Source organism: Blautia massiliensis (ex Durand et al. 2017) (genome assembly GCF_001487165.1).
Taxonomy (GTDB): Bacteria; Bacillota; Clostridia; order Lachnospirales; family Lachnospiraceae; genus Blautia_A; species Blautia_A fusiformis.
In genome coordinates this window covers 1,350,952-1,375,625 of sequence record NZ_LN913006.1, presented here as the reverse complement: position 1 = coordinate 1,375,625, position 24,674 = coordinate 1,350,952, and the positions used below count along the sequence as shown (strand labels likewise).

Below are 24,674 nucleotides of genomic sequence, written 5' to 3'. Positions count from 1 at the left end.
TTTTTGGATTTTTGTTTGACAAATACATCATAAGTAGTTAAAATTAATAGCAGTGTGTGAAAGCATTAAAGTATTAATACTGAGTAATTTGTCAGGAGGAATAAAAAAATGGCTGCACCTTATAACCATAGAGCCATCGAAGCGAAATGGCGCACAAACTGGGAGAAAAAGCCGGTAAATGTCAATGATGGCAAGAAACCGAAATACTACTGTCTGGATATGTTCCCGTATCCGTCCGGAAACGGTCTTCATGTAGGACACTGGAGAGGCTATGTGATCTCTGATGTATGGAGCCGCTATAAAATGCTCCAGGGTTATTACCTGATCCATCCGATGGGATGGGACGCTTTTGGTCTCCCGGCTGAGAACTATGCCATCAAGATGGGTGTTCATCCGGCAGTATCTACAGCAGCAAACATCAAAAATATCAAACGTCAGATCAACGATATCGCAGCGATCTATGACTGGGATATGGAGGTTAACACAACAGATCCGGAGTTCTATAAATGGACACAGTGGATCTTTGTAAAAATGTTCAAAGAGGGGCTTGCATATGAGAAGGAGTTCCCGATCAACTGGTGCCCTTCCTGTAAGACAGGTCTTGCAAATGAAGAGGTTGTAAACGGATGCTGCGAGCGTTGTGGCACTCCGGTTACCAAAAAGAACCTCCGTCAGTGGATGCTCCGCATAACAAAATATGCAGACAGACTTTTAAGTGATCTGGATAAACTGGACTGGCCGGAGAAGGTTAAAAAGATGCAGACAGACTGGATCGGCAAATCCTACGGCGCAGAGGTCGATTTCCCGGTTGAGGGAAGAGAAGAGAAGATCACGGTCTATACAACAAGACCGGATACTCTTCATGGAGCAACATTCATGGTACTTGCACCGGAGCATGCTCTTGCAAAATCTCTTGCAACAGACGAGACAAGAGAGGCTGTAGAGAAATATATCTTTGATGCTTCCATGAAATCCAATGTAGACCGTCTTCAGGATAAAGAGAAGACCGGTGTGTTCACAGGTACTTATGCGATCAATCCGCTGAACGGCGAGAAGCTTCCAATCTGGCTTTCTGACTATGTACTTGCTGATTATGGTACAGGTGCTATCATGTGTGTACCTGCTCATGATGACCGTGACTTTGAGTTCGCAAAGAAATTCGATATTCCGATTATCCAGGTTATCGCAAAAGATGGTAAAGAAATTCAGAATATGACAGAAGCTTACACAGAGGCTTCCGGAACCATGATCAACTCCGGTGAGTGGAACGGAATGGAATCTTCCGTACTGAAGAAGGAAGCACCGCATATCATCGAGAAGCTGGGTATCGGACGTAAGACTGTCAACTACAAACTGAGAGACTGGGTATTTTCCCGTCAGCGTTACTGGGGTGAGCCGATCCCGATCGTACACTGCCCGAAATGCGGTGCGGTACCGGTACCGGAGGATCAGCTTCCGTTAAGACTTCCGGAGGTAGAAAGCTACCAGCCGACAGGAACCGGAGAGTCACCGCTTGCAGCTATTGACGAGTGGGTAAATACCACATGCCCATGCTGTGGTGCTCCCGCAAAACGTGAGACAAACACCATGCCTCAGTGGGCAGGATCTTCCTGGTATTTCCTCCGTTATGTAGATAATAAGAATAATAAAGAACTGGTTTCCAAAGAGAAAGCTGATAAATATCTGCCGGTAGATATGTATATCGGTGGTGTAGAGCATGCTGTTCTTCATCTTCTGTACTCCAGATTCTACACCAAGTTCCTGTATGATATCGGAGCTATTGATTTCGATGAGCCGTTTGTCAAGCTGTTCAATCAGGGTATGATCACAGGTAAAAACGGAATCAAGATGAGTAAATCCAAAGGAAATGTTATTTCACCGGATGATCTTGTAAATGATTACGGATGTGATTCCTTACGTATGTATGAGCTGTTCGTAGGACCGCCGGAACTGGATGCAGAATGGGATGACAGAGGAATCGATGGTGTATCCAGATTCCTGAAACGTTTCTGGAATCTGGCTCTTGACAGCATTGAGAAAGATATCCCGGCTACCAAAGAGATGGAGAAGACCCGTCATAAGATGGTATATGATATCACCAGCAGACTTGAGGCCTTCAGCCTGAATACCGTAGTGTCCGGATTTATGGAATACACAAACAAGCTGATCGCTATCGCAAAGCAGAATGACGGCGCTGTTGACAAAGAAACCATCGAGACAGTTACCATTCTTCTTGCGCCATTTGTTCCTCATATTGCAGAGGAGATCTGGGAGAAGCTTGGTCATGAGGATTCCATTTTCCATGCACAGTGGCCGGCTCACGATGAGGAGCTTATGAAGGATGATGAGATCGAGGTTCCGGTTCAGATCAACGGCAAGACCAAGGCTGTTATCAGTATTCCGGCAGAAATCTCCAAAGAAGATGCGATTGCCGAAGGAAAGAAGGCAGTTGCAGATAAGATTTCCGGAAATATCATCAAAGAAATTTACGTACCGAAGAAGATCATCAATATCGTAGTAAAGTAATAAGATAAATCAAAAACACCCGAAGCAGGGCGGAAGATATTTCTGCCTTTGCCAGGGTGTTTTTTATATGGATAAACATCGTAAAATCGGTAAGTATGCACAAAAATAACGAATGTTATTTAGAATAAATGCCAATAATATTTAGGCATTTTAACAGATTTGCCTAGTTTTTGGTCATGCCAATTATATTGCCTATTGTTATTCAAATGGAAAAAACGTACAGTAACACCATGAGTCAGGCAAAGATAGTAAGAAAGCTTTGGTACTCGAAATGCAGTGTGACGGAATGAAGATGTCCGTTTAGCTAGATTGCATATTTACATTGAGAGAAATAAGGAGAGATAGTATGAGCGCAATGAACACACTTAAGAAATTCGGACTTGAACAGGCATTCAATTATGTTTATAAAGATCCGGATAAGAATTTTATCAAGATCATGGACTGGGCAGATAAATTTTCCGGTGGTGGATTTCCTACACAGAGAGCAATGATCCGCGCAGCCATTTCTAATCCGGAACATCCGTATTATCCGTTTATTCATAGATTGGTAACTGATATTGATCCGCATGTTATGAAAACTCTGGTTGCAAACTTCTTTATCAATGCAAATCTTGCAGGCTGGAAGAAACAGGATGAATGCCGTGAGAAATATGGCTGTAATATCCCGTGGGCAATCCTTCTTGACCCAACAAGTGCATGTAACCTGCACTGTACAGGATGCTGGGCAGCAGAGTATGGAAACAAGCTGAACCTCACCTACGATGAGATCGATGACATCATCCGCCAGGGTAAGGAGCTTGGCGTTTATATGTATATTTACACAGGCGGAGAGCCACTTGTAAGAAAAAAGGATCTGATCCGTCTTTGCGAGAAACATAATGACTGTATCTTCCTTTCCTTCACAAATGCAACACTGATCGATGAGGATTTTGCAAATGATATGCTTCGGGTAGGAAACTTTGTTCCTGCAATTTCACTGGAAGGATTTGAGACTGCAACAGATGGCAGAAGAGGAAATGGTGTATACCAGAAGGTTATCAAGGCCATCAATCTTCTCAGAGAGAAGAAGCTTGTATTTGGTATCTCTGCATGTTATACGAGTGCAAATTTCGAGTCTATCACATCAGAGGCATTTTACGACAGCCTGATCGATCTTGGAGCGTACTTTATCTGGTATTTCCATTATATGCCGGTTGGAAATGATGCAGCACCGGAGCTGCTTCCTACTCCTGCACAGAGAAGAGAAACCTATGAGCGTATCCGTAAATACCGTGCAACAAAGCCGTTGTTTGCCATGGATTTCCAGAATGATGCAGAGTTTGTGGGAGGATGTATTGCAGGCGGCCGTCGCTATCTGCATATCAATGCAAACGGCGATATCGATCCATGTGTGTTTATCCATTATTCTGATTCCAATATCCGCGAGAAAACACTTCTGGAAGCACTGCAGTCTCCGATGATGATGGCATATCATGACGGACAGCCGTTTAATGACAATATGTACCGTCCATGCCCGATGCTTGAAAATCCGCAGAAGCTGAGAGAAATGGTAGAAAAATCCGGAGCACATTCCACAGATCTTCAGTCACCGGAGAGTGCAGAGCATCTCTGTGCGAAATGTGACCGGTATGCTGAAAACTGGAAGCCGGTAGCAGAGGAAATGTGGAAGGAAGACCAGGAGAGAAAGGCAGCGAAGAAAGGCTGCTGATCCTGAAACTTAAAAAAGCAGAACTTATGAAAGAGCACGGTACCGGAAACAGGTGCCGGTGCTCTTTTTTTGAAAACGGAGGGATCAGACCATGAAAAAAATGATTGATAACATCAGAAAATATCTGCCGGCGGTGCTCCTTCTTGTGCTTCTCCTTTTCTGTATCCGTTATAGAGAGGATCTGTCTGTGGAAAGGATCTTAAGCTATACACCGGAGGAACCTGTTAAGGCTGCATTACTTATGCTTGGGCTTTATGCAGTGAAAAGTGTCTCTTTTATATTTCCAATTGCGATCCTGCAGCTTGCTGTAGGGCATCTGTTTTCTACAGGAACAGCACTTCTGGTGAACTTTCTGGGAAGAGCAGTCACATTGGCGCTTCCTTACTGGATGGGACGTTTTTCCGGCTCTTCCATGGTGGAGAATCTTACTTCCAAATATCCGAAGCTGAAAACAGTGGTGGACTATCAGAACGGAAATCCGCTGTATATCTCTTTTTTTATGAGAACGCTGAATTTTTTGCCCGGGGATGCAGTGAGCCTGTTTCTGGGCGCGGTGAAGATCCCGTTTGAAGTATATATGCTGGGCGGGATGCTGGGAACATTTCCGGGAGTTATCCTAGCCACGATATTTGGAGCAAATATCAAGAATCCCGGATCACCGGCATTCTGGCTTTCCGCAGTGCTTCTTGTGATGATCAGTGTATTCTCGGTCCTGATACATAGATATATTTCCGGGAAGAAAAAATAAAAGGGCTTTCTCCTTCCTGCTTTTACTGTGAAGAAAAATGTAGTATAATGCAGACAGTAAAGAAAAGAAGGGAAGGAACATGGGGATCGATCATAACAAAAGATTAAAGGAACATTTATATTATTACAGCGCAAGAATCAGCCGGGATATCTCAAATCTGATCAAGTGGCTGGTTCTTGCTGTCATTACAGGATGTATCGTAGGAGCTGCCAGCACACTGTTTTCTTTTACGTTGAAGGCAGTGACCAATTACCGGAAGGCTCATGAATGGATTTTCTTTTTGCTGCCATTATCCGGACTTGTCATTGTATTTTTGTATGAGAAGCTTGGAAAAGAGGATGGAGGGACCAATCAGGTTCTTTCTACCGTGCGTTCCAGAGATGATGTGCCAATCCTTTCTGCGCCTCTGATCTTTATCACAACGGCGCTGACTCATCTTACCGGTGGTTCTGCGGGACGTGAGGGAGCAGCGATCCAGCTTGGAGGAAGTATTGCCAACCAGCTTGGAAGATGGATCCATCTGGACGAGGAGGACCGTCATGTAATTGTCATGTGCGGCATGAGCGCGGCGTTTTCCGCATTGTTTGGAACACCGATGGCAGCGGCAGTTTTTGCGCTGGAAGTGGTCAGTGTGGGCGTGATGTATTATGCAGCACTGATGCCGTGTATGATCGCGTCATTGATCGCTTCCGGATTTGCAGCCGGAATGGGAATCACGCCGGAAAGTTTTCATGTGACGGATATTCCGGCACTGACTGTGGAAACTGGCCTGAAAATGGGAGTGATCGCTCTGGGCTGTGCAATTGTCAGCATTATGTTCTGTATTGCGCTGAATGGTGCAGCAGGACTTTATGGCAGATGGTTTAAGAATAAATATGTCAGGGTTGCAGTGGGCGCCTGCCTGGTCATTGTTGTCACCTTTATTCTGAGAACAGATGAATATATGGGCGCTGGTGCGGAGCTTATTGAAAAAGCGGTGGAAAACGGACAGGCGGATACTTTCGCCTTTTTTTGGAAAATAGTTCTTACAGCACTGACTATGCGCGCAGGGTTCCGCGGGGGAGAGATCGTACCTTCTTTCTGCATTGGAGCTACCTTTGGCTGTGTGATGGGTAATCTTCTGGGAATTTCTCCGTCGATCTGTGCAGCCTGCGGAATGGCAGCAGTTTTCTGCGGTGTGACCAATTGTCCGATCACTTCGATCCTGATCGCTTTTGAAATGTTTGGATTTAAGGGAGTATCCTTCTATCTGATCGCAGTATCTATCAGCTATGCAGCATCGGGATATTATGGCCTTTACAAGGATCAGACCATTGTGTACTCCAAATATAAAGCAAAATATGTGAACCGACATACCAGATTCTGATATAGAACGAAATGTGAAGGGGTGTGTATACTGGCATAATATCTTATGGAATACCGCATGGACATGGCTGGAAAATATCTGGACATCTGCGGAAATCTGATGTAATATATTAAACGTTAGTATTTACAGAAAGGCAGATTTTAAGGTATGGAAGAGAAGATTCTTGATTTTATCATGGAGTATGCACAGGAGAATGAGGGAGTCCCGTTTCAGGTGATCGAGGAGAATTTTAATATCGTTATGGATGATAAGCTGAAAGATATCATCAGTGATGCGATCTGGGACAGGGATAATGTTTCCGATGTGATCATGGAAAGTGATCGTTATGTGATCACCTGTTTTGAAGATTAATACAGGGCTATCTGTGACCGTTACGGTAATGGAATTAAGAAATCTGATATGAGGAGAATGCATATAGGGCATTCTCCTTTTTTCGTCAATCTGTCAAAAGAATCCAAAGGAATTGAAGTCCCCAAAAAAGAATGGTATCCTAAAGAAAAAAGTAGATGGGGTGGTTGAAATGAACAGCAAATATGAGATCAGCACAAAAGAAAACCGGGAATTCCTGAAAGCATCCTGTGAGGAGCTTTTGAATTTCGGACATCGGTTTCCTTCACCGAATGGAGGTTCCTATTATCTGGGGGACGACGGAACACCATGGAAGGACAGAAACCGGGAAACCTGGATCACCTGTCGTATGGCTCATGTATACAGTCTGGGTCTGATGCTTGGCCATGAGGGAAGCGGAGAGCTTGCGGATGCGGCATTGAAAGGTCTGAAGGGAGAGCTTCACGATGAAAAAAACGGTGGCTGGTATGCAGGTGTAACACCGGAAGGAGGTATTGTGCCCAATAAACAGTGTTATGCCCATGCATTTGTGATCCTGGCTGCATCTTCCGCACTGACAGCCGGAAGGTCCGGGGCGAAAGAGCTCCTTGAAGAGGCATTGGCTGTTTATGACCGACATTTCTGGAATGAAGAGGAAGGGCTGGCCTGCGACACCTGGAATACGGAATTTACCGTGCTGGATGATTATCGGGGATTAAATGCCAATATGCATACGGTAGAGGCTTTTCTGGCAGCAGGAGATGTCACCGGGGATAAAAAATATCACATTCGTGCAGGCAGGATCATTGATCATGTGATCCAGTGGGCAGAAGATAACTCCTGGAGGATCCCGGAACATTTTACGAAGGAATGGGTGGCAGATCTTGACTGCAACCGTGACCGTCCGGATGATCCGTTCAAGCCATACGGCGCAACACCGGGACATGGAATCGAATGGGCAAGGCTGATCACACAGTGGACGCTTGCAAACTGTGGAGAAGAGAAAGAAAAACTGGAAAAACATCTTCAGGCAGCAGAAAATCTTTACACAACAGCAATAAAAGACGGCTGGAACGCAGATGGTGCACCGGGAATTGTATACACGACAGATTGGAATGGCAAACCGGTGGTACATGACCGTATGCACTGGACTCTTGCGGAAGCGATCAATACCTCTGCAGTTCTTTATCATGTGACCGGTAAGGAGAAATATGCGAAAGATTATGCTGCGTTTATGAAGTACCTGGATGAAGTGGTCATGGATCACGAAAACGGCTCCTGGTTTCATCAGCTGGATGAGCAGAATCATCTGAAAGGAACCGTATGGCCCGGAAAATCCGATCTGTACCATGCACTGCAGTCTACACTGATCCCATATCATAAAGCAGATACGTCTATTGCACCGGCAGTGAAGAAAAAACTGGAGATCTGAACAAAATCGTTTTGCGATTTTTGTTCGTGAGCATGTAACGAAGCGGAGTGCGAATGTTCAATAAAAAAAACTTCCTGTGTTTACAGAAAAATTTCTCAGGACAGATACTTGCAGAGATACAGGTATCCGGTCTCGAAGAAATACGAGAACACAGGAAGGTTTTTTGTTGAATAGTTATTACTCCGTAACCTCTTTCAGATCCGAAATATCCGGAGAAGCCATGAGAGAATAATTGGTGTAATAAACAACGAAACCGGGTTTCGCACCGGCAGGTTTTTTCACATGCTTTTTCTGGATATAATCGATCTCTACCTTGGGAGCAGAGTGTCCTTTGGAGTACCAGGCTGCCAGGCGGCCTGCTTCTTCGAAAGTACGGTCCGGAAGTTCACCGTCTTTGGTGCGGACGATCACATGGGAACCAGCCATTTTCTTTGCATGGAACCACCAGTCATTTCCGGTTGCGAACTTGAAAGTCAGCTCATCATTCTGGAAATTGTTTTTTCCTACATAGATATCAAAACCGTCACTGGATATGTAGTGGAGCGGTTTGGATTTCGGCTGGGCTTTCTGGCCTTTTTTGTTTGTGTAGTGACGTTTGATATAGCCGTACTCAGTGAGCTCTTCCTTGATCTGGGAAAGGTCACTTTCAGATCTGGCGATATCCAGAGCATTGGAGATAGATTCCAGATGAGAGATCTCACTTTCCGTATCTGTGATCTGTTCTGTGACGGCTTCCTCTGTACGCTTTAGCTTTCCGTATTTATCAAAATATTTCTTGGAATTCTGTGCCGGAGTCAGTGTCGGGTCAAGAGGGATAGTGATCTCCTCGTTGGTGTAATAATTCAGCGCTTTAAACGATTTGCAGCCTTCTTCAAGCCCGTATCCGTAGGTATTGATCAGTTCGCCGTAAACTTTGAATTTATCTTTCTTGGCAGTATCGTTCAGCTGTTTTTTCTGGATGTTATATTTTTTTCGGTTACGTTCCAGAGCAGTCTGTACTACGCGACGAAGATCGGAAGATTTCTGGTGGATCCTTGTCAGCAGACTCTTGGTAGCATAATAAGTCTCCAGCATGGCAGAAACACTGTCAAAAGTTTCGCTGCGGTATTCACTGCCAAACTGCTGATAAGGAAAGACACCGTATTCCACAGGTTCTTCTCCGCGGTAGACAATATTCGGAGTGAATTCTCGGTTTTGGATCTGTTCCATCAGGCGGAGAAAGGTATGATAAAGATGGGTGCAGGCCGTCTCATCCAGAGACTGTGTCGCATCACTTCCGTCAATAGATGCACGGTAGCAGATCTCCTCAGCCATTACCGGGCTCATACCGGTGAGGGAAGTATAAAGCGCTTTGGAAATGTTTACCGGTTTTTTGCAGATATGTCCGGTAAATTCTTCCTCGGAAACTGTCAGCGGATTTTCTTTATCCCGGGTATTGGGAATGAAATATTCTCTTCCGGGAAGAACCTCACGGACAGAGCTCATATGAGAAGAGACATGTTTGATGCTGTCCAGGATCATTCCCTTTTCGTCACAGAAGATGATGTTGCTGTGCTTGCCCATCAGTTCCATGATCAGACGCTTTCTGCAGGGATCCCCCAGCTCATTAAGATGCTCCAGCTCAAATTCCACCACGCGCTCCATTCCAGGCTGCTTCACATCAAGGATACGGGCGCTTCCGATGTGCTTTCTGAGAAGCATGCAGAAGTTCGGTGCGGTTAAAGGACTGATACGGTTCTTATCTGTAAAATAGATCAGAGGAAGGGATGCGCTTGCACTTAAGAGAAGACGTTTCTGTCCATTTGCGCCCTTTCCTGTGATCAAAAGTTCATCGTTTTCCGGCTGGGCGATCTTGTTGATACGGCCGCCTTTTAAATTATCATCGATCTCTGCCACGAGAGCAGAAACTGTAATTCCGTCAAATGCCATGATTTTACCTCCATTTCAACATCAATCATTATAACAGTAAAAAAAGAGTTTGACTAGGGTTTTGGAATGAACTATAATAAATCCGTATGCAATCAGTTACTGTATTTATCAGCAGCTGATAAACTTAAGAGGCAGTATTGGAGGATAACATGATAAAAAGTATGACCGGCTTTGGCAGGGCAGAAGCAGTTTCCAGAGAGCGTAAGGTTTCTGTTGAACTGAAATCCGTCAATCACAGATATCTGGATCTGAACATCAAAATGCCGAAAAGACTCAGCTATTTTGAGGGAGAGATCCGAAATGTGATGAAGACTTATATCCGCCGCGGCAAAGTCGATGTGTTCATCACCTATGAAGACTATACAATGGGCGGAATGGCTCTGAAATACAATGCAGAGCTGGCAAAGGAATATCTGGGCTATCTGAACCAGATGAGTGAGGAACTGGGGATCGAGAATGATATCCGTGTTTCCACACTTTCCAGATATCCGGATGTGTTTACGATGGAAGAGCAGGCTCCGGATGAGGAAGAGCTCTGGAATTTTCTGGAGGGTCCGCTTCATGAGGCCTGCCGGAAATTTGTGGAGACCCGCCAACGTGAGGGTGCTAATCTGAAACAGGATCTTCTTGGGAAGCTGGACGGACTGGAAGCAAAGGTCGATGTAGTGGAAAAACGTTCTCCGGAAGTAGTGAAGGCTTATCGGGAGAAACTGGAAGCCAAGATGCACGAGCTACTTGAAGATAACCAGATCGATGATTCCAGGATCGCCGCAGAGGTGATACTTTTTTCAGATAAGATCTGCAATGATGAGGAGACGGTACGTCTTCGAAGCCACATCCACGGAATGAGAAAGATCCTGGATGAGAACGAGGGCGTGGGACGTAAGATGGATTTCATGGCACAGGAGATGAACCGTGAGGCGAACACTATCCTGTCTAAATCCAATGATCTTATTGTATCCAACGCGGCCATCGATCTGAAGACAGAGATCGAGAAGATCCGTGAGCAGATCCAGAATATCGAGTAACCGGGCAGGAAACAGGCTGTACACAGACAGAAAGGGAGAGCGTAAATGGCGAAACTTATTAATGTAGGCTTTGGAAATGTTGTCAATTCACGCAAGATCGTGGCTGTGGTAAGTCCGGATGCCGCTCCTGTAAAGCGCATGATACAGAGTGTCAAGGGGACCCGAACTCTGATCGATGCCACACAGGGAAGAAAAACAAAAGCAGTGATCGTTACTTCCGATGATTATCTTGTCCTTTCCGCTCTGCAGCCGGAAACCATTGCCAGGAGATTTTCGGAAGCGTATGGAGAGGAAACGAGGGAGGAAGAAAATGAGTAAGGGAATTTTAGTTGTTGTTTCGGGCTTTTCCGGTTCCGGAAAAGGTACTGTCATGAAACGGCTGATGGAAAAATATGACAATTATGCATTATCTGTTTCTGTTACTACCAGAAATCCAAGACCAGGCGAGAAGGACGGAGAGGCTTATTTCTTCCGCACAAAAGAAGAATTTGAACAGCTGATCCGGGAAGACGGACTGATCGAGTATGCGCAGTATGTGGAGAATTATTATGGCACACCCCGCAAATATGTAGAGGAGCAGCTTTCCGCAGGGAAAGATGTGATCCTTGAGATTGAGATCCAGGGTGCCATGAAGATCCGTGAGAAGTTTCCGGATACACTGCTGGTATTTGTATGTCCGCCGTCTATGGAGGAGCTTAAGAACCGTCTGGTAGGTCGAGGAACAGAGACTCTGGATGTGATCAACGGGCGTCTCAGAAGAGCGGTTGAAGAATCCAGAGGAATGGATAAATATGATTATCTCCTGATCAATGATGATCTGGAGGAATGTGTTGATACACTTCATGAGACCCTCCGGTGTGAGCGCATGCGTACATCCAGGAATCATGATTTTGTATCCAGGATCCAGAAAGAAGCGGAAGCTTTTTTATAAATACCAATTAACAAGTTAAATACGGCCCTGCCGTTACAGAAGGGAGAAAAGATATGATACATCCATCTTATTCAGAATTAATTGAGGCTATCAACACAAACAACGAGGACGACGATGAGGCTCTCGTGCTGAACAGCCGTTATTCTCTTGTACTTGCAGCAAGCAAACGTGCCCGCCAGCTGATCGCAGGAGCAGAGCCGCTTGTACCTGGTGCAGCAGGAAAGAAACCGCTTTCCGTTGCCATTGATGAGCTTTACAAGGGCAAAGTAAAGATCCTTCCCGGACAGGAGGAAGAGGAAGAGCTGGAGGCTCTTGAAGCTGAGAAGGAGGCTCTTGAGGCAGCAGAGGGCGAGACCGCAGAAGGCACTGAGACTGCAGAAGCAGCTCAGACAGAAGCGGAGTAATTTTATGAAAATATTATTCATCTCTCTTGGCTGTGACAAGAACCTGGCGGATTCTGAGGAAATGCTGGGACTTCTTACAGCCGGAGGTCATGAGATCACAGACGATGAAACACAGGCAGATGCAATCGTGATCAATACCTGCTGTTTTATCAAGGATGCCAAGGAAGAGAGTGTGGAAACCATTCTTGAAATGGCAGAATACAAAAAAACAGGAAGCTGCCATGCACTGATTGTTACCGGCTGTATGGCACAGCGATACCAGAAAGAGATCATTGAGGAGGTTCCGGAGGTCGATGCTGTTCTTGGAACTACATCCTACGGCGACATCGTAAAGGCTCTGGAGGAAGCAGTAGCCGGAAATCATTTCGAAGAATTCCGTGATATTGATTATCTGCCGGATACAGGAAGCAAACGTGTCCTTACAACAGGTGGACATTTCGGCTACCTGAAGATCGCGGAAGGCTGCGACAAGCACTGTACCTACTGCATCATCCCGAAGCTCAGAGGTAAATTTCGAAGCGTCCCAATGGAGCGCCTCATTGCCCAGGCAGAGGATATGGCTGAACAGGGAGTGAAAGAGCTGATCCTGGTAGCACAGGAGACCACCGTTTATGGAAAGGATCTTTACGGCAAAAAATCTCTTCACATTCTTTTAAAGAAGCTCTGTGAGATCAGAGGTATCCGTTGGATCCGCATCCTTTACTGTTATCCGGAGGAGATTTACGATGAACTGATCGAAACCATTCGTGATGAGAAGAAGATCTGTCATTATCTGGATATTCCGATCCAGCACGCATCGGACCGAATTCTTAAAAGAATGGGCCGCCGTACTTCCAAACAGGAACTGATCGATATTGTCGGAAAGCTCCGTAAGGAGATTCCGGATATCGTACTGCGTACAACTCTGATCACCGGATTTCCGGGTGAGACGGAGGAAGACCATGAAGAACTGAAGGAGTTCGTAGATGAGATGGAATTTGACCGTCTCGGTGTCTTCACTTACTCTCCGGAGGAGAATACCCCGGCAGCAGAGATGGCAGACCAGGTTCCGGAAGAAGTGAAGGAAGAACGCAGAGACGAGCTGATGGAGCTTCAGCAGGAGATTTCTTATGACAGAGGCCAGGACCGTATCGGACAGGAACTTCTTGTTATGATCGAAGGAAAAGTTGCAGATGAAAGTGCCTATATCGGACGTACCTACGGGGATGCACCGAAGGTTGACGGATACATTTTCGTTCAGACAGGCGAACTGCTTATGACAGGTGATTTTGCAAAGGTACGTGTGACAGGTGCGCTTGAGTATGATTTGATAGGAGTGCTGAGCGATGAATACACCGAATAAACTTACAGTTGCAAGAATGATACTTGTACCATTTCTTGTAGTTTTCTTACTGACAGGCTGGGGAGGAGAAGCAAACCGTTGGATCTGTCTTGCGATTTTTGTCGCAGCAAGTGTGACAGACTGGTTTGACGGTCATCTTGCCAGAAAATATAACCTGATAACCAATTTTGGAAAATTTATGGATCCGCTGGCAGACAAGCTTCTGGTATGCTCTGCCATGATCTGCATGATCGAGGTTGACAAGCTTCCGGCATGGGTTGTGATCATTATCATCGGACGGGAATTTATCATCAGCGGTTTCCGTCTGATCGCAGCGGAGAACGGAATTGTCATTGCCGCAAACTACTGGGGAAAATTCAAAACCGTTTCCCAGATGATCATGATCATACTTCTGATGCTGGATTTCGGAGGTGTTTTTGCAGTGCTGACACAGATATTTATCTGGCTGTCCGTTGCACTGACCATTATTTCCCTGCTGACTTATATCATGCAGAACAGAAAGGTCCTTTCCATGCAGGAGTAGGGATCAGAGTATACGAAAGGAGTTTCTTTTCATGATCACAGAACTGATATCCGTAGGAACCGAGATCCTTCTAGGAAATATCGTAAATACCAACAGCGCCTATCTTTCTGAAAAATGCGCCCTGCTTGGGTTAAGTGTTTACTATCAGGATGTAGTAGGTGATAATGAAGGCCGTATGCGTGACGTGATCCGTACTGCACTGGATCGTTCCGATGTTGTGATCCTCACCGGAGGTCTTGGACCAACAGAGGATGATATCACCAAGGAAGTAACTGCGGATCTGATGGGAATGCCTCTTAAGGAAGATTCCCACTCAAGGAAACTGATCGATAAATATTTGAAGGAATATGAGAAAAACAATCCTCAGAGACGTATCACGAAGAACAACTATAAACAGGCCATGGTTCCTGAGGGAGCCATTGTTCTTGACAATCATAACGGAACTGCTCCGGGATTGATCCTTGAGAAAAAAGGAAAAACCGCGATCCTTCTTCCGGGTCCTCCCAATGAGCTGAAGCCCATGTTCGAGGAGTATGTTGTCCCGTATCTGCAGAAAAACCAACCGGAGATCATTGTGTCCCAGATGGTAAAGATCAGCGGGATCGGTGAGAGTCAGGTAGCAGAGGAAATCCAGGATCTGATCGAAAGCCAGACCAATCCTACCATTGCACCTTATGCAAAAACCGGTGAAGTGCATCTTCGTGTGACAGCAAGCGCAGAGAATGAAAAGGCCTGCAGAAAGCTGATCAAACCGGTTGTCAAGGAGCTAAAGAAGCGTTTTGGAGAGAATGTTTTCGCCACAGATGAGAGCAAGACACTGGAGGAAGCGGTGATCGATCTTCTGAAAGAGAAAGATCTGAAGCTTTCCCTGGCGGAATCGCTTACCGGCGGTATGATCGCCCAGCGCATTGTCAATGTATCTGGTGCGTCTGAGGTGTTTGGCTATGGCTTTGTGACTTACAGTAACAAGGCCAAGCATAAATGTCTGGGAGTGAAGAAGCGTACTCTGAAGGAGCAGGGGGCAGTTTCCGCCAAATGTGCCAGAGAAATGGCAAAGGGCGCCTGCAAAGCATCCGGAGCAGACATCAGTATTTCCGTGACGGGTCTGGCAGGACCGGGAGGCGGAACAAAGGAAACTCCGGTTGGTACTGTATTTATGGGCTGCTGCTATAAGGACAAGGCTATTGCCAAAGAGTTCCACTTTACAGGAAACCGCATGCGGATCCGCGAGCAGACTACAGCGCATGCACTGGCGATGTTACGTGACTGTATCATTATGAGCAGATAGCGAATGCCTTGATCTGCCTGCTATTACGGATCAACCATGATATTTTTTATATAACAGGACTGATTTTTAAACAGATGAAACTTTTGATTTCAAGTATCTGTATCAAAAATCAGTCCTGTTTTATTTTTGTTTCCTGACAATAAGCCCCGGTATGGGCGATGAAAGAATATAAACGATTATATTTACAAGGATACTATCATAAGTGCTAGTGTTTTTATAAGGGATTTCCTCTAAAATATGATTAAAGCAATATATGACGTAAATATACGTTTTACCGGAAAGGGGGAAATCAGAATGAAAAAGAAAAAAAATCTGTTGTGTTTTGTGCTGCTGATCAGCCTTATTTTTACGATGGCATTTGGAAGTGTGACGGTCAGCGCCGCACCAAAACTGAACAGAACAAAAGTAACTCTTTTAAAAGGTGAGAAGACAACACTTAAGGTTACCGGAACCAGGCGGAAGGTTGCCTGGAGATCTTCCAAAAAGAGCGTTGCGACCGTAAACAGCAAAGGTCAGGTGGTTGCCAAAAATAAAGGTTCCGCAACGATCTATGCAAAGGTAAGCAAAAAAACATATAAATGTGTTGTAAAGGTAGAAACACCGAAGCTCAGCAGGACATCGCTGACATTAACAGAAAAGAAATCCAGTGCCATTAAATTGACAGGAACAACTGTGAAGGTGAAATATTCTTCTTCCAATCCGAAGATCGCACGTGTGGATTCCAAAGGAAAGATCACCGCAGTGAGAAAAGGAACAGCAGTGATCACAGCGAAGGCAAATACGAAGAAATTCAATTGTAAGGTTACAGTAAAAGCAGCGCAGAAACCGAAGCCGAAGCCGACACCTACACCGGTGCCGAAACCATCTTTAAGTGCCACCACCTTAAATATGAATAAAGGTGATGTGAGACAGCTTCAGGTAAAGAATTATAAAGAGATTCTTGTATGGACCAGTGATGATACATCTGTTGCAACTGTAGACAGTAAAGGCAAAGTAACGGCAGTGAATGTGGGAACAACAAAGATCCAGGTCCGGGATAAGAGTACCTGGCGAGGTAGCTGTACTGTCCACGTGACACAGACAGTAAAGAAACAGGTGGAGCCGGTTCTTACAAAAGGAACTAAATCTGCAAAAAAAGAGATCACCAATGATAAAGGACAGAAGGAAGTCATTAATGTAACGATAAATACCTATACTTACACCTTTACCACGATCCCGACCAATGCAGAGGAGCTGAAACAGTATGATATCACAACGGCAGACGGACGCTATAAGACCATGGCTCTTCTGATCCTTGCATATCGTACCTGGACACCGACCAATCCGACGGACTGCGAGGAGATGATTTCTTATCTCAACAATAAAGAGATGACTCAGTATTACAAAAACTTTTTGAGAGATCGTATGAAAGCGGATAACGGATATAAATATCTTGGTAATTCTTACCTGAACGGAGCAACTCCAGCCAACAATTATACTCCGTCTAAACCGATTTCCATTACGTTAAGACAGGACACACTTCCGGGTAAGGGAAATTCCATCAGTGAAGATATCCCGTATTTTGAACCGACCCAGACCACTCCTGCGATCTACAGATCATTTACTGATTTTGCAGGTAGCGACAGTTCCAGATGGATCTGTACATATAAGCACTCCAAAACCGGAAAATGGTATATCTGGGATCAGTCCTGGCATGATCTTCTTACCAGGATCAAACAGCCGGCAGGAAACTATGAATATTGATCGAATGTGAATGTACCGCTATTCAATCCCATTCTAAAAAAGGAACCGACAGCGTAAAAACTGTCGGTTCCTTTTTGGCATACATAATAGAATATCTCATCGGTGCAGCGCAAACTTTTCAATGACGCGTGCTACACCGTCTTCGTCATTGGAAGCAGTAATATAATCGGCTGCTTCTTTTACCTGGGGCTGTGCATTGGCCATGGCTACGCCAAAACCGACTTCCCGGAGAAGATGGACATCGTTGTCACCGTCTCCGCATGCCATAATGGATTCCCTTGGGATTCCCAGCATTTCGCCAAGAGCAACAAGAGAGGTTCCTTTGTTGACACCGGCGGCGTTGATCTCAATATTGTAGCTTAAGGAGCCTACAAGCTCCAGCTCCTTAAGTTCACTTAATTCCTTCCAGGCGGCGGCACGTTCCTCCATGTCTGCAAAAAGCGCCTGGACTTTATCCATGCTTCTGTTTTCTTTTGTAATGACATCCTGGATGTTCGGAACCGCGATACGGGTAGTACGGACATAATTCCACATATTAGGGTCGTGATGGTATTTTCCTACATTATCAAGCTTGGCAGCGTCTGCATATCCCTGGCCGTCAAAATAGATCTCACTTAAAGTATCATATTTTTCAAAGATACGGAGAGCTTTTTTTGCACTTTCCATGGGAAGAAGCTGCTCGATAAGAAGTTTATTATGGTCTGTATCAAGGACTCTGGCTCCGTTGGAGGTGAGAGCATAGTGAATTCCCGGAAAATTTCTCAGTTCCGCGGGAATGCCGGTATATGGCCGGCCGGTAGCCATCAGAACAAGGATACCTGCATCAATAGCTTCCTTGAGAACGCGCCTGGTATTTTCTGTGAGTTCTTTTTTTGTATTCAGAAGAGTTCCGTCCAGATCAAGACCGATCATTTTTATCTGCTGCATATTTAAGATTTCCTTTCCCGGTTAAGGTCACATATACAGAAAAACCGTCCCGAAAAAACATTTTCCGGGACGGTACCTATCTGTTTATCAGATATCAAGAAGATCACTGTAAACTTTCAGTGCTCCGTCTGTATCATGAGCGAGAACACGTTTTGCAAGAACCTTACCAAGCTGTACACCCTCCTGGTCAAAGCTGTTCAGGTTCCATACAAAGCCCTGGAACATGATCTTGTTCTCAAAGTGTGCAAGAAGCGCACCCAGAGACTTCGGTGTAAGTTCCTCACCAACAATGATACTGGAAGGACGTCCGCCCTTGAAGTTTTTGTTCAGGTTCTCATCTTCTTTTCCACATGCAAAAGCAACGATCTGTGCTGCAACGTTTGCACAGAGCTTCTGCTGGCTTGTGCTGTTCTCGATATCAACATCAACACCAAGCTGGCTCTTCTTAAAGCCGATGAACTGAAGCGGAACAATATTGGTTCCCTGATGCAGAAGCTGGTAGAAGGAGTGCTGTCCGTTGGTTCCTGGCTCACCAAAGATCACCGGTCCGGTCACATAATCCACTGGCTCACCAAAGCGGTTTACAGATTTACCGTTAGACTCCATATCACACTGCTGAAGATGAGCAGGGAAGCGGCTTAATGCCTGTGAGTATGGTAAAACTGCAGTAGAAGGATATCCCTGTACATTTCTCTCATAAACGCCGATCAGGGCATCCAGCATATCCGGGTTCTCAAGAATGTTCTTATTTGTTGCAAGCTTATCCTCCTCGGCAGCTCCGTCAAGGATGTCTGCGAATACTTCCGGTCCGAATGCAAGGGAAAGGATCGCTCCGCCTACGCCGGAAACGGAAGAGTAACGTCCGCCGATATAGTCATCCATGAAAATAGCGGTAAGGTACTCATCACTCTTTGCAAGAGGAGAGGTCTCACTGGTTACAGCAAGCATATGTCTGGACGGGTTCAGGCCCGCTTTTGTAAGGGCGTCTTTTACGAATGCCTCATTTGTCAGAGTTTCAAGTGTTGTACCGGATTTGGATACAACGATGAAAAGAGAGTGAGCAAGATCTACAGATGCAAGAACAGCAGCTGCATCATCCGGGTCAACGTTGCTGATGAATTTTGCTTCCATCTTGAAGGTGTTGTTTGCCTTTGCCCAGTTCTCAAGTGCGATATATAATGCACGCGGTCCCAGGTCACTTCCGCCGATACCGATCTGTACAACCGTAGTGAATTTCTCACCGGCTTCATTTGTGATCTCGCCTGCATGTACTTTGTTTGCAAAATCTGCAGCTTTCTTCTGCTGAGCTACATAGAATTCTCGCTTGTCCACACCGTCAACAACAACAGGCTCGCCAAGCTGTGTACGTGCAAGATGATGAAGGACCATACGTTTCTCGCCTGTGTTGATCACTGCGCCGTTATATAATTCCTGGAATTTTTCGATCAGTTCTGCCTCATCAGCCAGTTTGGAAAGTGCGTCAAGAACGGTCTTGTCCACTTCCTTAGCTGCGTAATTGTAAGCCAGACCTGCTGCCATCGGTACGCTGTACTTCTTTACACGTTCTGCACCCTGCTCGCCGGACATTGCCTCTGCAATGTTCACGTGATCTTTCAGACTGTTAAGTTTGCTGTAAGAAGCAAGAGTGTCCAGATTTTTCCATGTTGCCATAATCATATTCCTCCTTTAATGACTGTGATCAGAGATATCAACATAAATCCTTCGGATATCTTTTTCACAATTGTCTACAGCCAATTATACTGAAAAAAGCTTTGGATTTCAACGGAAGGAACGATTTAATTGGTGAAAATCTTGTTAAATAAGGTAAAAAATATCAGAGATAACAGGATCGTGACGGAAATATGAAGAAGTTTCCGTCAGCAGCAGGACAGGAATGGGGAAATATGATATGATAGAAAACAGATCACCCGGAGAAAAAAGCCGGGAAAATAATAAGTGATGAAGGGAATTGTTTTATGGAGGAAATGAAGAAAAAAGGAAATGTGATCGCACTGCTGCCTATCGGTGTTTTTCTGGTCCTGTATCTGGGACTGGGGATTTTGTTTGAGTATGTGATGAAGATCCCTATGGGATTTTATAATGTACCGATCGTTGTGGCTTTTCTGTCTGCGATCCTGGTGGCATGTGTTCAGAACAGAACGATCAGCTTTGACAGAAAGCTGGAGCTTATGGCAAAAGGAGTAGGAGATAAAAATATCATCACCATGCTTCTGATTTTTCTGACTGCCGGCTCTTTTGTGGGTGTTGTAGGGCGCAGCAGTGCAGAAAGTGTGGCCTACTGTATGCTTTCTCTGATACCTGCACGTTTTTCTGTTGCGGTATTGTTTGTAGTTGCCTGCTTCGTATCTGTGGCTATGGGAACTTCCGTTGGGACGATCACGCTTCTTACCCCTATTGCGGTAGCGGTTTCCAAAGCTTCCGGTTTTGATATGGCATTTTGTGTGGCATCGGTGATGGGAGGAGCCATGTTTGGTGACAACCTTTCTTTTATTTCTGATACCACGATCGCAGCCTGCAACGGTCAGGGCTGTCAGATGAAAGATAAATTCCGGGAAAATTTCTGGATCGCATTTCCGGCAGCTGTTGTTACACTGCTCCTGATCCTTATCCTGTCTTTTCAGACAGAGATCCAGGGAAGAGTGGTACAGGATTATCATCTTATACAGATCTTTCCATATGTTCTGGTGCTGATCGGCGGGATCATTGGCATCAATGTATTTGTGGTACTTCTGATCGGAATTATCTCCGGCGCATTTATCATGCTTCTTGGAGGACATATCACACCGGTGGAGCTTCTGACCAATATAGGATCTGGTGTTTCCGGAATGTTCGAGACCTGTATGGTGGCTATCCTTGTAGCAGCCATGTGTGCGCTGATCCGGGAGCATGGAGGCTTTGAAGCACTGCTTTCTGGAATACAGAGAGTTTTTAAAGGGAAAAAAGGCGGACTTCTTGGTATGGGACTTCTGGTTGGAACTATGGATATCGCAACAGCCAATAATACGGTGGCCATTGTTATGGCCAACCCCATTGCAAAAGAAATGGCGCTGGAATATAAGATCACTTCCAGAAAGACAGCTTCTATCCTGGATACATTTTCCTGTATTTTCCAGGGGGTGATCCCATATGGAGCCCAGATGCTGGTTGCCATTTCTGCGGCAAAGGAACTGGGATTTGAGCTTTCTGCTTTTCAGATCATGCCGAAACTGTTTTACCCCATGCTTCTGCTTGTGAGTTCTCTGATCGCGATCTTTGGTATAAAAGGCGGGGATGATAAATGAATCAGGAAGAGATGATCCGGGATGTCCGGAAAAGACTGTTTGAAATGCAGGATACAGGATATCGGGATTTTCATGCAAGGCTGGTTCCGACTGTGGAGAAAGAAAAGATCATCGGTATCCGGACACCGATACTCCGGAAATTTGCAAAAGAATTTGGAAAAACAGAAAGATCCGAAATGTTCCTGAAGGTTCTTCCTCATCAGTATTATGAGGAAAATAATCTCCATGGCCTGCTGATCGAGCAGATCAGAGATTATGATAAATGTCTGAAAGAACTGGAGCGTTTTCTTCCGCACATTGATAACTGGGCGACCTGTGATCTGCTGGCGCTCCATATGATGAAAAAACACCGTGATATATTTATCCGGGAGATTTATCGCTGGATGGAGTCGGATAAGCCGTATATCATCCGGTTCGGGATCAGTATGCTGATGCGCCATTATCTGGACGAAGGATTTAAACCGGAATATCCGGAGAAAGTGGCAACGATCCGCTCGGAAGAATATTATGTAAATATGATGCGAGCCTGGTATTTTGCTACAGCGCTGGCAAAACAGTATGAGAAGATCCTTCCATTCCTGGAAGAGCAGAGAATGGATATTTGGACTCATAACAAGACGATCCAGAAATCCATTGAAAGCTACCGGATCACACAGGAGCAGAAGGATCATCTCAGGACACTGCGGATAAAGAAATAAACAGCAGGTAAGGGTTGGAATATGAAGGCAATATCGATCTATGCACTTACAAGAAATCAGAATATGGAATGTGTCCAGAAGCTGGAACGCCAGCTTTCCGGCAGAGATTTTTTTCTCAGGATCAAAGAATGGGAACTGGAAAGTATGAAAGCACTGGTGAAGCAACTGGAACTGCATATGGAGGAAGTGTATAAGCTGCGCTTTTTCTATTCGTTTCAGATCCCGAAGCTTGGAAAGGAGTTCGATCTTCTTCAGATCAAAGATGACCAGATCGTGAATATTGAACTGAAAAGCGGCATTGTGTCGGACGAGGCTATCCGGAGACAGCTGATCCAGAACCGGTATTATCTGTCTGTTTTTGGAAAACCGATCCTGTCGTATACCTATATCAGCAGTGAAGATCATCTGGTGAGACTGACCAATCATGATCACATTGTGGAGGGGGACTGGAAACAGCTATGTATTGCATTGGAGAAAGAAAGCTCGGACTATGAGGGAGATATCGAGGATCTGTTTCAGGCAGAGCTTTATCTGATCTCTCCGCTGACAGAACCGGAGCGTTTTCTCAAAAAAGAGTATTTCCTTACTTCCCAGCAGAGAGATATTGAACGGCAGATTCTGAAGAGAATACGTGGAGAAAGAGGAGGATATTTCTGGTTCAGCGGACTTCCAGGAACCGGAAAAACATTGTTGCTTTATGATATTGCGATGAAGTTGTCCGTGCGCCAGAGAGTCTGTATCATTCACTGTGGAGAGGCGGGAAAAGAATGGAAGATTCTTCATGAACGTCTGCGGCGGATAGATTTTCTAGCAGATACTCAGCTGGACGGAACGACGGATCTTGGCTGTTACAGCAGCATTCTGGTAGATGAAGCACATCTTCTGTCCCTGGAAAAATTATCGGTTCTGCTTACATGGAGTGAGCACAGGCCGGTGATCTTTTCCAGTGATTCCGAGGATGTGATCTCACCGGAAGAGATGGATCGTAGCATTGTGGAAAGCCTGGGAAATCTACCGGAGATTCAGAAATTCCATCTGACAAACCGGATCCGTACCAATGCGGAACTTTCCTCTTTTATCCAGAACATGATGCACCTGCCGGAAAAAAGAAGCCCCAGATGGTATCCGCATATTGCAGTGGTGTATGCCAATAATGACCGCGAGGTGGAAAATTTTCTGAATGATTTTGCGGGACAGGGATATCAGCAGCGGATGCCAGAGGGTTCTGGACAGCTTGGTATCCAGGCAGTGAGAGATGCGGAGAAGATCGTTGTATTGCTGGATGAACAGTATTATTACGACGAAAAAGGATATTTAAGATCCAGGTGCTCTGCGGAAAAATATTCCAGTGTACGAAAACTTTTTCATCTTTTGAATCAGGCGAAAGAGAGCCTGGCTCTGGTGGTGAGAGAGAATATGGCGGTATATGAAGTGGTGATGAAGATTTTGCAGATGCACAGAAACAGATAAAAACAAAAGATTAAAGACAATGGAGAGGAAGACAGAGAGATGGAAGTTTTGGAGATTGTTTTGCCTGTACTGGCGATGATCATTCTTGGAATTCTGTGCAGAAAATGGAAACTTTTAGATCAGAGTGGTGTCAATAACATGAAAACACTGGTAACAAATATTATGCTTCCTGTGGCAATTTTTCATGCACTGGCAACAGCAGAGTACAGTGGAAAGATCGGAATTCTGGTTCTGATCATGTTTGTGATGCTCTTGATTTCATTTGGGGCAGGATTCTGGATGAAAAGATTTATGGACGAGCCATATAAGAAATATCTTCCGTTTCTGATCTGTATCTATGAAGGTGGAATGATGGCTTACCCGTTGTATACAAGTCTTTGTGGCAGCGAAAATCTTTCACAGATTGCAGTGCTGGATATTGCGGGACTTCTTTTTGGATTCAGTGTGTATATGGGAATGCTGGGACAGACGGAAAACGGGGAAACGATCAATGCAAAAAGCCTGTTTTACAGTGCATTGCGAACCCCTGCTTTTATAGGAACGGTTCTTGGAATTATTGTGGGACTGACACGAATGATCACCCGGCTTTTGGACAGTCCTTTTGGCAATTGTTATCTCAGTGTGGAGAATATTCTGACAACGGCTATTACGCCGATTATTCTTATTGTAGTTGGGTACAGTATGGAACTTGCGCCGGAACTTATCAGCCCCTGCCTCAAAACCATATTGCTGAGAGTCCTTTTGCAGGCAGTGATGATTGCGGGAGTTCTCATGGCAGTAAAATATTTGGTAGGAGGTTCCAGGCTTCTGAACCTGGCGGTTATTACATATATGTCCTCGCCTGCTACATTCAGTATGCAGACTTTTCTGAGAAAGAAAGAGAGCAGTGCCTATGCATCCACAACAAATTCTCTGTATTGTGTGGTCTCAATCCTGGTTTATATCACACTGGCAGTGGCAGGATGATGGAACTGAAAGAAGG

General features: G+C 45.1%; 21 protein-coding genes. 18 read left to right on the top strand and 3 right to left on the bottom strand.

The window, feature by feature from the left end; genetic code table 11:
* Window positions 1-108: 108 nt before the first annotated feature.
* The 6 genes from leuS to BN3261_RS07320 all read left to right on the top strand — a co-directional run bounded on the left by leuS (window position 109) and on the right by BN3261_RS07320 (window position 8,107).
* Window positions 109-2,526, top strand: coding sequence for a leucine--tRNA ligase (leuS, locus tag BN3261_RS07345; RefSeq protein WP_021652634.1), 2,418 nt, complete (start codon window positions 109-111; stop codon window positions 2,524-2,526).
* 346 nt (window positions 2,527-2,872) lie between these two features.
* The gene (locus BN3261_RS07340; RefSeq protein ID WP_021652633.1) at window positions 2,873-4,234 is read left to right on the top strand and encodes a radical SAM/SPASM domain-containing protein; all 1,362 of its coding nucleotides are present in this window, start codon (window positions 2,873-2,875) and stop codon (window positions 4,232-4,234) included.
* A 91-nt stretch (window positions 4,235-4,325) separates the two neighbouring features.
* Window positions 4,326-4,982, top strand: a complete 657-nt coding sequence (locus BN3261_RS07335) for a TVP38/TMEM64 family protein (RefSeq protein ID WP_059085891.1) — start codon at window positions 4,326-4,328, stop codon at window positions 4,980-4,982.
* Window positions 4,983-5,061: 79 nt separating this feature from the next.
* Window positions 5,062-6,348: a chloride channel protein gene (locus tag BN3261_RS07330; RefSeq protein ID WP_059085890.1), complete on the top strand. Its 1,287-nt coding sequence runs from the start codon at window positions 5,062-5,064 to the stop codon at window positions 6,346-6,348.
* 147 nt (window positions 6,349-6,495) lie between these two features.
* The gene (locus BN3261_RS07325) at window positions 6,496-6,699 is read left to right on the top strand and encodes a hypothetical protein (protein WP_059085889.1); all 204 of its coding nucleotides are present in this window, start codon (window positions 6,496-6,498) and stop codon (window positions 6,697-6,699) included.
* A gap of 169 nt (window positions 6,700-6,868) precedes the next feature.
* Window positions 6,869-8,107 carry an AGE family epimerase/isomerase gene (locus BN3261_RS07320; protein WP_059085888.1) on the top strand — a complete coding sequence of 413 codons (1,239 nt, stop codon included), beginning with the start codon at window positions 6,869-6,871 and terminating at the stop codon, window positions 8,105-8,107.
* Between the two features lie 177 nt (window positions 8,108-8,284).
* On the opposite strand, the gene BN3261_RS07315 is transcribed toward BN3261_RS07320, so the two are convergent.
* A complete protein-coding gene (locus BN3261_RS07315) occupies window positions 8,285-10,036 on the bottom strand; it encodes an Rqc2 family fibronectin-binding protein (protein WP_059085887.1) in 1,752 nt (583 codons plus the stop codon).
* A gap of 149 nt (window positions 10,037-10,185) precedes the next feature.
* Between BN3261_RS07315 and BN3261_RS07310 the strand changes: the two genes are divergently transcribed.
* From BN3261_RS07310 to BN3261_RS07275, 8 genes are all read left to right on the top strand, one after another.
* Window positions 10,186-11,064 (top strand): YicC/YloC family endoribonuclease, encoded by an 879-nt coding sequence (locus tag BN3261_RS07310; RefSeq protein ID WP_015525190.1) that lies wholly within the window; start codon window positions 10,186-10,188, stop codon window positions 11,062-11,064.
* Window positions 11,065-11,109: 45 nt separating this feature from the next.
* Window positions 11,110-11,382 carry a DUF370 domain-containing protein gene (locus BN3261_RS07305; protein WP_059085886.1) on the top strand — a complete coding sequence of 91 codons (273 nt, stop codon included), beginning with the start codon at window positions 11,110-11,112 and terminating at the stop codon, window positions 11,380-11,382.
* Entirely contained in the window at window positions 11,375-11,995 is a 621-nt protein-coding gene (gmk, locus tag BN3261_RS07300) for a guanylate kinase (RefSeq protein WP_059085885.1), read from the top strand. Before BN3261_RS07305 ends, gmk begins: the two co-directional genes overlap by 8 nt.
* Before the next feature lie 53 nt (window positions 11,996-12,048).
* Window positions 12,049-12,399: a DNA-directed RNA polymerase subunit omega gene (gene rpoZ, locus BN3261_RS07295; RefSeq protein ID WP_015525187.1), complete on the top strand. Its 351-nt coding sequence runs from the start codon at window positions 12,049-12,051 to the stop codon at window positions 12,397-12,399.
* A gap of 4 nt (window positions 12,400-12,403) precedes the next feature.
* A complete protein-coding gene (gene rimO, locus BN3261_RS07290; RefSeq protein ID WP_021978070.1) occupies window positions 12,404-13,741 on the top strand; it encodes a 30S ribosomal protein S12 methylthiotransferase RimO in 1,338 nt (445 codons plus the stop codon).
* On the top strand, window positions 13,725-14,264 hold the full coding sequence (pgsA, locus tag BN3261_RS07285) for a CDP-diacylglycerol--glycerol-3-phosphate 3-phosphatidyltransferase (RefSeq protein ID WP_015525184.1): 540 nt from the start codon (window positions 13,725-13,727) through the stop codon (window positions 14,262-14,264). Before rimO ends, pgsA begins: the two co-directional genes overlap by 17 nt.
* Before the next feature lie 31 nt (window positions 14,265-14,295).
* Window positions 14,296-15,552, top strand: coding sequence for a competence/damage-inducible protein A (locus tag BN3261_RS07280; protein ID WP_059085884.1), 1,257 nt, complete (start codon window positions 14,296-14,298; stop codon window positions 15,550-15,552).
* A 294-nt stretch (window positions 15,553-15,846) separates the two neighbouring features.
* Window positions 15,847-17,295 (top strand): Ig-like domain-containing protein, encoded by a 1,449-nt coding sequence (locus BN3261_RS07275; protein WP_059085883.1) that lies wholly within the window; start codon window positions 15,847-15,849, stop codon window positions 17,293-17,295.
* Between the two features lie 96 nt (window positions 17,296-17,391).
* Here BN3261_RS07275 and BN3261_RS07270 read toward each other — a convergent pair whose 3' ends face one another.
* Together BN3261_RS07270 and BN3261_RS07265 are read right to left on the bottom strand one after the other, a co-directional pair.
* Window positions 17,392-18,222: a Cof-type HAD-IIB family hydrolase gene (locus tag BN3261_RS07270; protein WP_059085882.1), complete on the bottom strand. Its 831-nt coding sequence runs from the start codon at window positions 18,220-18,222 to the stop codon at window positions 17,392-17,394.
* An 87-nt stretch (window positions 18,223-18,309) separates the two neighbouring features.
* A complete protein-coding gene (locus tag BN3261_RS07265; RefSeq protein ID WP_059085881.1) occupies window positions 18,310-19,893 on the bottom strand; it encodes a glucose-6-phosphate isomerase in 1,584 nt (527 codons plus the stop codon).
* A gap of 314 nt (window positions 19,894-20,207) precedes the next feature.
* Between BN3261_RS07265 and BN3261_RS07260 the strand changes: the two genes are divergently transcribed.
* Genes BN3261_RS07260 through BN3261_RS07245 form a run of 4 tightly spaced genes read left to right on the top strand, consistent with a single transcriptional unit; the run spans window position 20,208 to window position 24,658 of the window.
* On the top strand, window positions 20,208-21,524 hold the full coding sequence (locus BN3261_RS07260) for a Na+/H+ antiporter NhaC family protein (RefSeq protein WP_330383251.1): 1,317 nt from the start codon (window positions 20,208-20,210) through the stop codon (window positions 21,522-21,524).
* On the top strand, window positions 21,521-22,222 hold the full coding sequence (locus BN3261_RS07255) for a DNA alkylation repair protein (RefSeq protein WP_059085879.1): 702 nt from the start codon (window positions 21,521-21,523) through the stop codon (window positions 22,220-22,222). The genes BN3261_RS07260 and BN3261_RS07255 overlap by 4 nt, the downstream gene beginning before the upstream one ends.
* A 21-nt stretch (window positions 22,223-22,243) precedes the next feature.
* Window positions 22,244-23,692: a P-loop NTPase family protein gene (locus tag BN3261_RS07250; RefSeq protein WP_059085878.1), complete on the top strand. Its 1,449-nt coding sequence runs from the start codon at window positions 22,244-22,246 to the stop codon at window positions 23,690-23,692.
* A 39-nt stretch (window positions 23,693-23,731) separates the two neighbouring features.
* The gene (locus tag BN3261_RS07245) at window positions 23,732-24,658 is read left to right on the top strand and encodes an AEC family transporter (RefSeq protein ID WP_059085877.1); all 927 of its coding nucleotides are present in this window, start codon (window positions 23,732-23,734) and stop codon (window positions 24,656-24,658) included.
* Window positions 24,659-24,674 lie beyond the last annotated feature (16 nt).

Excerpts from the sequence above, each read along its gene's own strand:
- BN3261_RS07275 (WP_059085883.1), top strand. The coding sequence starts at position 15,847 with ATGAAAAAGAAAAAAAATCTGTTGTGTTTTGTGCTGCTGATCAGCCTT.
- BN3261_RS07255 (WP_059085879.1), top strand. The coding sequence starts at position 21,521 with ATGAATCAGGAAGAGATGATCCGGGATGTCCGGAAAAGACTGTTTGAA.
- BN3261_RS07310 (WP_015525190.1), top strand. The coding sequence starts at position 10,186 with ATGATAAAAAGTATGACCGGCTTTGGCAGGGCAGAAGCAGTTTCCAGA.
- BN3261_RS07320 (WP_059085888.1), top strand. The coding sequence starts at position 6,869 with ATGAACAGCAAATATGAGATCAGCACAAAAGAAAACCGGGAATTCCTG.
- gmk (WP_059085885.1), top strand. The coding sequence starts at position 11,375 with ATGAGTAAGGGAATTTTAGTTGTTGTTTCGGGCTTTTCCGGTTCCGGA.
- BN3261_RS07315 (WP_059085887.1), bottom strand. The coding sequence starts at position 10,036 with ATGGCATTTGACGGAATTACAGTTTCTGCTCTCGTGGCAGAGATCGAT.
- leuS (WP_021652634.1), top strand. The coding sequence starts at position 109 with ATGGCTGCACCTTATAACCATAGAGCCATCGAAGCGAAATGGCGCACA.
- BN3261_RS07260 (WP_330383251.1), top strand. The coding sequence starts at position 20,208 with ATGAAGAAAAAAGGAAATGTGATCGCACTGCTGCCTATCGGTGTTTTT.
- BN3261_RS07305 (WP_059085886.1), top strand. The coding sequence starts at position 11,110 with ATGGCGAAACTTATTAATGTAGGCTTTGGAAATGTTGTCAATTCACGC.
- BN3261_RS07250 (WP_059085878.1), top strand. The coding sequence starts at position 22,244 with ATGAAGGCAATATCGATCTATGCACTTACAAGAAATCAGAATATGGAA.
- BN3261_RS07335 (WP_059085891.1), top strand. The coding sequence starts at position 4,326 with ATGAAAAAAATGATTGATAACATCAGAAAATATCTGCCGGCGGTGCTC.
- rimO (WP_021978070.1), top strand. The coding sequence starts at position 12,404 with ATGAAAATATTATTCATCTCTCTTGGCTGTGACAAGAACCTGGCGGAT.
- BN3261_RS07280 (WP_059085884.1), top strand. The coding sequence starts at position 14,296 with ATGATCACAGAACTGATATCCGTAGGAACCGAGATCCTTCTAGGAAAT.
- BN3261_RS07265 (WP_059085881.1), bottom strand. The coding sequence starts at position 19,893 with ATGGCAACATGGAAAAATCTGGACACTCTTGCTTCTTACAGCAAACTT.
- pgsA (WP_015525184.1), top strand. The coding sequence starts at position 13,725 with ATGAATACACCGAATAAACTTACAGTTGCAAGAATGATACTTGTACCA.
- rpoZ (WP_015525187.1), top strand. The coding sequence starts at position 12,049 with ATGATACATCCATCTTATTCAGAATTAATTGAGGCTATCAACACAAAC.
- BN3261_RS07245 (WP_059085877.1), top strand. The coding sequence starts at position 23,732 with ATGGAAGTTTTGGAGATTGTTTTGCCTGTACTGGCGATGATCATTCTT.
- BN3261_RS07340 (WP_021652633.1), top strand. The coding sequence starts at position 2,873 with ATGAGCGCAATGAACACACTTAAGAAATTCGGACTTGAACAGGCATTC.
- BN3261_RS07325 (WP_059085889.1), top strand. The coding sequence starts at position 6,496 with ATGGAAGAGAAGATTCTTGATTTTATCATGGAGTATGCACAGGAGAAT.
- BN3261_RS07270 (WP_059085882.1), bottom strand. The coding sequence starts at position 18,222 with ATGCAGCAGATAAAAATGATCGGTCTTGATCTGGACGGAACTCTTCTG.
- BN3261_RS07330 (WP_059085890.1), top strand. The coding sequence starts at position 5,062 with ATGGGGATCGATCATAACAAAAGATTAAAGGAACATTTATATTATTAC.